7 protein-coding genes are annotated in these 7,032 nt (G+C 49.6%); all 7 read right to left on the bottom strand.

Going from position 1 to position 7,032, the window contains the following annotated elements; genetic code table 11:
• Window positions 1-144: 144 nt before the first annotated feature.
• Window positions 145-816, bottom strand: a complete 672-nt coding sequence (locus ACMP1L_RS09425) for an acyltransferase (protein ID WP_418452826.1) — start codon at window positions 814-816, stop codon at window positions 145-147.
• Window positions 817-917: 101 nt separating this feature from the next.
• Complete coding sequence (locus tag ACMP1L_RS09420) at window positions 918-2,969, bottom strand: DNA topoisomerase (protein WP_418452825.1); 2,052 nt, start codon at window positions 2,967-2,969, stop codon at window positions 918-920.
• A gap of 25 nt (window positions 2,970-2,994) precedes the next feature.
• Window positions 2,995-3,624, bottom strand: coding sequence for a peptidoglycan recognition protein family protein (locus ACMP1L_RS09415; RefSeq protein WP_418452824.1), 630 nt, complete (start codon window positions 3,622-3,624; stop codon window positions 2,995-2,997).
• Window positions 3,625-3,850: 226 nt separating this feature from the next.
• Window positions 3,851-4,702, bottom strand: coding sequence for a site-specific tyrosine recombinase/integron integrase (xerA, locus tag ACMP1L_RS09410; protein ID WP_118732269.1), 852 nt, complete (start codon window positions 4,700-4,702; stop codon window positions 3,851-3,853).
• Window positions 4,703-4,963: 261 nt separating this feature from the next.
• On the bottom strand, window positions 4,964-5,488 hold the full coding sequence (locus ACMP1L_RS09405) for a hypothetical protein (protein ID WP_418452823.1): 525 nt from the start codon (window positions 5,486-5,488) through the stop codon (window positions 4,964-4,966).
• A 72-nt stretch (window positions 5,489-5,560) separates the two neighbouring features.
• Window positions 5,561-6,145 (bottom strand): NUDIX hydrolase, encoded by a 585-nt coding sequence (locus tag ACMP1L_RS09400; protein WP_475544536.1) that lies wholly within the window; start codon window positions 6,143-6,145, stop codon window positions 5,561-5,563.
• Between the two features lie 32 nt (window positions 6,146-6,177).
• Complete coding sequence (gene proC, locus ACMP1L_RS09395; RefSeq protein ID WP_418452820.1) at window positions 6,178-6,975, bottom strand: pyrroline-5-carboxylate reductase; 798 nt, start codon at window positions 6,973-6,975, stop codon at window positions 6,178-6,180.
• Window positions 6,976-7,032: the final 57 nt, after the last annotated feature.

Here is a 7,032-nt window from a genome sequence, read left to right as displayed (position 1 = left end):
TGAGCGTGCAGAGCACGCGAGTTTTGCTCGCAGGTCTGGCAATAGGCGGCGGAGCGAATGAAGTACAAAATTTCACAGCATCTGCTTATTCTGTATGGTCTGACCGAACCTTCGGACTCTATTGATTATTCATTATATTGTTATTTACTGTCTCTTCGCAACTTCTCCCTGCTGTTTGTAGATGGAGTCTGCATCGACTGCGGTGCGGACGCTGGAGAGCGGGTAGACGCTGCTGTTCTTTCCAATGACGGTCCCCGGATTTAATACAGAGCCGCAGCCTACTTCTACGCAGTCACCAATCATGGCGCCGAATTTCTTTAAGCCGGTTTCGATGTCGCCGTCTTCTGCGTGTACTTTGACCAGTGCTTTATCGGAACGAACGTTGGAGGTGATGGAACCTGCGCCCATGTGTGCTTTGTAGCCCAGAATGGAATCGCCTACATAGTTGTAGTGCGGTACCTGAACACCGTCAAACAGAATCACATTCTTTAATTCCGTGGAGTTTCCTACTACTGCTCCCTTGCCAACGATAACTTTACCGCGGATGAACGCGCAGTGACGCACTTCTGCCTCCGGTCCGATGATGACCGGCGCAATGATGCCTGCGGTCGGTGCGATGTGGGCAGATTTGTGAATCCAGATACCCTCTGCCGGGTTTGCGTACTCATCCTTCGGAAGGGTTTCGCCCAGGCGCTCTACAAAATCACCAATGTGAGCCAGAACTTCCCACGGATAAGTAAACTGTTCTAACAGTTCTTTCGCCACGGTGTTCTCCAGGCTGTACAGATCACTGATCTTCATTTCTTCTTTTTTCATGATCATATCCTCTTTTCTTTCTTAAAGATATATACTCAGCTGCCTTTGAAAAGTGCAGGAGGGTTTCTGTTCTGTATGATTCTTTTCCAGACCAGGCTGCCTTACTTTTTCGAGTAGTTCTGCCCGGCTGTCTCAAAATATTCCCGGAGCTGATACTGGTTGTTCAGGCGCAAAACCCCGTAGGTTCTTCCAGCTACGAAACGTTCCAGTTTTTCCATATACTCGTCCGGAGTGATGGAGCCCTCTGCCACATAGGTAAGCCCCTTCTCCCAGCTTGCCGTCAGTTCCGGATTCAGAAGCTGGCGGATGGATGCGCCGACCACATCAAACACCAGCTCTCCTAAAAGCGTTGGCGTGATGATCTGGGTCTTGCCATTTAACGCCAGGTATTTGATATTGACCAGCTTTTTGAGGATTTCCGCGCGGGTCGCGCTGGTGCCGATGCCGCTTCCCTTGATCTGGGCGCGAAGTTCCTCGTCCTCAATAAGCTGTCCTGCGTTCTCCATTGCCAGGATCATGGAACCGGAAGAATAACGTTTTGGAGGGGATGTTTCCCCTTCCTTGATGGCAAAGCCATCCACCGGAAGCTGCATGCCCTTTTTCAGGGAAGCCAGCATAGCAATGAATGCCGGATTTTCCATATCCTTTTTGTTGATTTCGGACTCGTCCTTGTCATCTGTCTCCCCGTCTGCCACCTGACCGCCGGATGCTGCGGTATCATCCGCTTTCTTCCGCTTCGGCACCTCGGCCACCTTTAAATAGCCCTGCTCTGTAAGCACACGGAAGCTGGTAAAGAAATGCTCCTGGCCACAGGTCAGCTCCAGCGCATACTTCTGATAAATCGCCGCAGGATAAAAAATGCTTAAAAATCTTCTGGCAATCACCTCGTAGATTTTCATGCACAATGGTGAAAGACTGCGCATGGCACCAAATCCCTGCCCCGTCGGTACAATCGCATAGTGGTCCGTGATCTGTTTGTCATTGACATATCGGGTCTTCATAATCCCCTGATAAGACCCCTGGTCCAGGATTTCCTGGGCAAAGCCTTTCATTGGCTCAAAATTTTTCAAACCTCCGATATTCTTTGTTATTTCTTTGGCTACAGCTGTTGAAAGTACGCGGGCATCAGTACGCGGATAGGTTACCAGCTTTTTCTCATACAGTTCCTGCACGACCTTCAACGTTTCATCCGGACTGATCTTGAACATTTTTGAACAGTCATTCTGAAGCTCTGCCAGATTATAAAGCAGAGGCGGGTTCTTGGTTTCCTTCTTGCGTTCCACCTTGCTTAAGGTCCCCGACAGCGGATCTGTCTCTCTAAGCTGGGCAATCAGTGCTTCCGCATCCTCACGCTTTTTAAAGCCATTCTCTTTATATAGCTTCGGAGACCGGAAATAGCGGGAGCCCTCCACACTTCTCCACTCCGCGTCAAACTTCATATCCTGGGATAAAAAGGTACCGATCACCCGGTAAAACGGGGTCTTCACAAACTCCCGGATTTCCCGCTCCCGGCGCACCACCATGCCTAACACACAGGTCATGACACGCCCTACAGAAAGCACCGTGCGGTCTGTCTTTAAAAAGGCTGAGATCGTGGGACCGTATTTTAAAGTCAGCAGACGGGAAAAATTAATTCCCATCAGATAATCTTCTTTCGCTCTCAGATAAGCAGAGGCTGCCAGATTGTCATACGCACTCCAGTCCTTCGCTTCCCGGATTCCGCGCAGGATTTCTTCCTCCGTCTGGGAATCGATCCAGACACGCTTTCTGATCTTGCCCTTTACCCCGGCCATCTGGTCCACCAGACGGTAGATGTACTCTCCCTCACGTCCAGAGTCGGTGCAGATATAGATGGTATCGATATCCGGACGGTTCAGCAGGCGGCTGACAATGGCGAACTGCTTCGAGACGCCGTCGATCACCTGATATTTAAACTCCTTCGGCAGAAACGGCAGTGTCTGCAGGCTCCAGCGCCGCAAAGCCGGGTCATATGCCTCCGGATAGCTCATGGTCACCAGATGTCCTACACACCAGGTCACGACCGCGGTATCGGACTCAATATAACCGTCTGACCGCCTCGCGGAAATCCTGAGTGCGTCCGCAAACTGCTGTGCCACACTTGGCTTCTCCGCTATGTATAATGATTTTCCCATAAAATCAGGATTCCTTTCTGCTGTTTCATTGTTGTATGCCGGCCGCCAGCTTCTTTTTCAATGTCCGCCAGGCATCTTGGTGTTCTACATAATATTTCGGGCAGTTCTTTCCGCTCACATCGTAATGGCGGATGATATGCTTTTCATTTAAAGAGAGTTCCCTGCAGAGCCACCCGGTCAGCCTGATCAGTGATTTGATCGTAGCATCCGTAAAGCGTCCGTCCGAATCCGGGTGACAGCACTCGATCGATACTGTATCGTCATTGCGCGGATAATTGCCGTAAGCCACTTCATCTAATGGGATACACTGCAAAATCGTCCCGTCAGAACCAATGATATAATGACTGCTGGCCGACACCGTCTTTGATCCGCTCTGATCCTTCAGGCCCTCAAAATAGTTCCGGTTCTGTTTCGCGCTTGTGCCCGGGTTAGCCACATAATGAATGACAATATCCCGCACATGTTCCCGCTTTGTTCCCGGCCTTGAATAAGGATTCACAGTAAGGAAATCCTGAGTATACCAGTCCGGCGCCTGAACCTGTGAAAGATGCTGCTCCGTCTCCCGGTTATGACTCCGGTAAAGCAGCAGACCGGACACCAGCAAAATGGCCGCAAGCAAAGCCGCATCCACAGCAAGAAGAATATGCATTCGCATGTTTCTCCTTCTGTTTCTTTCATTTTCCGTATCCCGTTCCATGCCGCATCCGCTCCTTTGTATGCAAACCTTGCTTCAGTATACCACAATTTCAGACCCGCGAGAACCATTTTCTTGCCAGACTCCTGCTTTCTGTCCCCTAAAATGAATTACAGGCGCACGCCCCCGCGCCGCCTGTATGTAATATGGAACTGCTCCGTGCCTTCACATTTACATGATCTGGCTTTTAGTGCTGTTTCTGGATATACCCCTGATAAGCCAGTGTGGTAGCCAGATCTGCATGTCCCAGCATGGTCTGCACAGCCTGAATATCCGCTCCGCTGCTGATGAGATGGGCGGCAAAGGAATGGCGCAGGGTGTGGGGAGTGATATCTGCCTGGATCCCGGCCTTGTCCCCGTAATACTTCACGATTTTCCAGAAGCCCTGACGGGACATCTGTTTTCCGCTGCAGTTGGTAAACAGCCAGGAAGAGTCATTTCCTTTTAAAAGGTCCGGTCTTGCCTTATCCAGATAAGCCCGCAGATACTGGTTCACCTTTTTATCAAATGGGATCACCCGCTCCTTTTCCCCGTCCCTGCAGGTGAGAAACCCAACTGCCAGATTCACATCCTGAAGTTCCAGTCCGATCAGCTCGGAAACCCGGATCCCGGTTGCATAAAGAAGCTCCAGCATTGCCTTGTCACGTACCTCTTTTGCACCTTCGCCCTCCGGCTGCTCCAGAAAACGGTTCACTTCCTCCACACTGAGGATCACCGGAATCTTTTTCTCGATCTTCGGTGTTTTTAAAAGCTCTGCCGGATCCCGACGGATGTTTCCCTCCATCAGCTCATAATGAAAGAACGCTTTCGTAGATGCCAGGATGCGGGAAATGGTCGTGGTGGCCTTTCCCTTCCGTTCCAGATAGGAAATATAAGAATTCAGACAGGTTCTGGTCACCTTGGCCGGTTCTTTAATTCCCTGGCGTTCCAGATACTCCTTAAGCTGCCTTAAGTCTCTCTGGTAGGATACCACTGTATTTCGGGATGACTGTTTCACATCCTCAAGATAATGAATGAAAGATTCTATTTCTGTCGTCATATTCTTAAACTCCAACTTTCCCCAAGCGATATTTCCCACCGTTTCCGCAGGAATGGACAAGAGCCGCTTTGCTGCCCCAAAATCCCATAAAACCTGTCTGTTTCGGTAATGTGAATACCATTATATCCGCATTTTCTCATAAAATCAAACACATATTTCCCACTTTTTTATCCGTTTCAGCATGATTTACATAAAAATACAACATGTTGGAAAAGCAGTTCTTTCTATCTCAACATGTTGTAAATTTTGTATTGTATTTTTTTAAAACAATTTCAAGATCAACGGACTGACGTAAAGCTCCATCCAGATCCCGGCTGCCAGCAGGATGATCGTGATACAAAACAGACGTTCTTTCTGCACAGGGCGGTCCGATCGTCCACAGATCAGCAGCAGAAAGAAACTGGGCAGATAGGCCAGATCCTGCGGAAAACCGGAAGCCAGAAATAGAAAGCCTCCAGAAACGCCGCGGCTCCATACCAGCAGACTTAAGAGCATTCCTCCGCAAACCCCCGCAGCAAGTCCGAGAAACAGGCTTGCTGATCTCCGAAGCCTGCTGCGCATCATGACATAGACGACTGCTGCCTGCAAAATCCGAACTGCCAGAAGCCAGATCCTCCTGGTACGATCCAGCTCAGATCCTTTCGACCAGCAGCCGGCTATTCCCTGATAAAGCACTTCATAATTTACAATATTCCGGTAAAACAGAACATTACACAAAAGTACCGCGATCAGCCATCCTCCCAGAACTGCTGCTGCCAGGACAGATAACGAACGTTCCATTCTCATAAACAGGCTCCACCGTTTTTTCTATCCTATGCAGACAGACAGTCCCCCTATTCTGCTTTTCCGTGTATCGTTTTACTTTCCGTATTTTGCGGCGTAAGCCATAATGCCTGCAACAGTCTTGGCATCTGTCATTTTTCCGGTATAGATCAGCTTCTGAAGGTCTTCGATGCTCCAGCGTTCTACATGGATGACCTCATCCTCGTCCAGATGCTGATGAGACGGAATCAGATTTCTGGCAACAAACACATCAATGGCTTCATCACAGAACGCAACCGTAGTATTCAGGCTCATCAGATATTCCAGCTTTTCACAGCGGTATCCGGTTTCCTCCTCCAGTTCCCGGTAAGCAGACTCGATCTTCGGTTCATCCGGCGCATCCAGCTTGCCTGCCGGAATCTCCAGCGTTTCCCGGTCCAGGGCATTGCGGTACTGGCGCACCATAAGAAGCTTTCCGTCATCCGCTACTGCCACCACTGCAGCCGCTCCGTCATGATGGATATAATCCCAGTGAGCCTCGTGACCATTGGCGATGACAGTGTCCTCATAGATTTTTAAAATATTTCCTGTATATTTCAGCTGACGGTCCTTGCGGATGACCGGTTCGATCTTTGCTCCGTTCTCCATCTGCCCTGCATTCTGATTCTGTGTTTCTTCCATGCTCATGATGAATTCCTCCGTTTTCTGATTTATTACTGGATTCCTTTACATTTTGCGTAGCAGGCATCGGTTGCCTTGAACACGGCGTTGCGCATGCCATACTCTTCCAGCGCTGCCACACCGGCTATGGTCGTTCCGCCCGGGGAGCAGACCTTATCCTTTAACAGGCCCGGATGTTCCCCGGTCTCCAGTACCATCTTCGCACTGCCAAGAACTGTCTGAGCCACCAGCTTGTATGCATCTGCGCGCGGGATTCCATATTTTACGGCACTATCGGCCAGTGCCTCAATGAACATATACACATAGGCCGGAGAACTTCCGCTGGCACATACCACCACATCCATCAGCTTTTCTTCTACTACAGTCATTCGTCCAAAGGAAGTAAAAAGCGTTTCGATCATCTGCTTCTCTTTGTCAGAAAACAGTGCCTTGTCATAGCAGACACCAGTCATGCCCTCTCCCACCAGAGCAGGTGTATTCGGCATAGCACGGACAATGCGGCACTTTTTCCCAAATCGTTTCTGAAGGTCCGCAATGGTAATACCCGGTGCAATAGAGATGATGATCTGTTCCTCTGTCACTGCATCCCGGATTTCTCCAATGACCGTATCAAACTGCTGCGGCTTTACTGCCAGCACCAGACAGGCGCTTTCCTTCGCGCAGGTTCTATTATCTGCAGCATAAGAAACTCCTGTTTCTGCTGCCACCTGTTCCATATGCTCTTTGTTTCTTGCTGAAAAGATGATCTGGTCCGGCACTTTGGACTTTAAAAGACCCTTTAAGATCGCATAGCCCATATTACCCATACCAATGAATCCAAACTGCTTCATGTCCGTATCCTCCTGTCTGCCTGTTAATGCGCTCGTTCCCGTGACTTCGTCACTTGA

Origin of the sequence: Ventrimonas sp., from assembly GCF_048380235.1 — a bacterium.
Lineage (GTDB): Bacteria > Bacillota > Clostridia > Lachnospirales > Lachnospiraceae > Brotaphodocola.
This window is presented reverse-complemented; position numbering and strand designations above follow the sequence as displayed.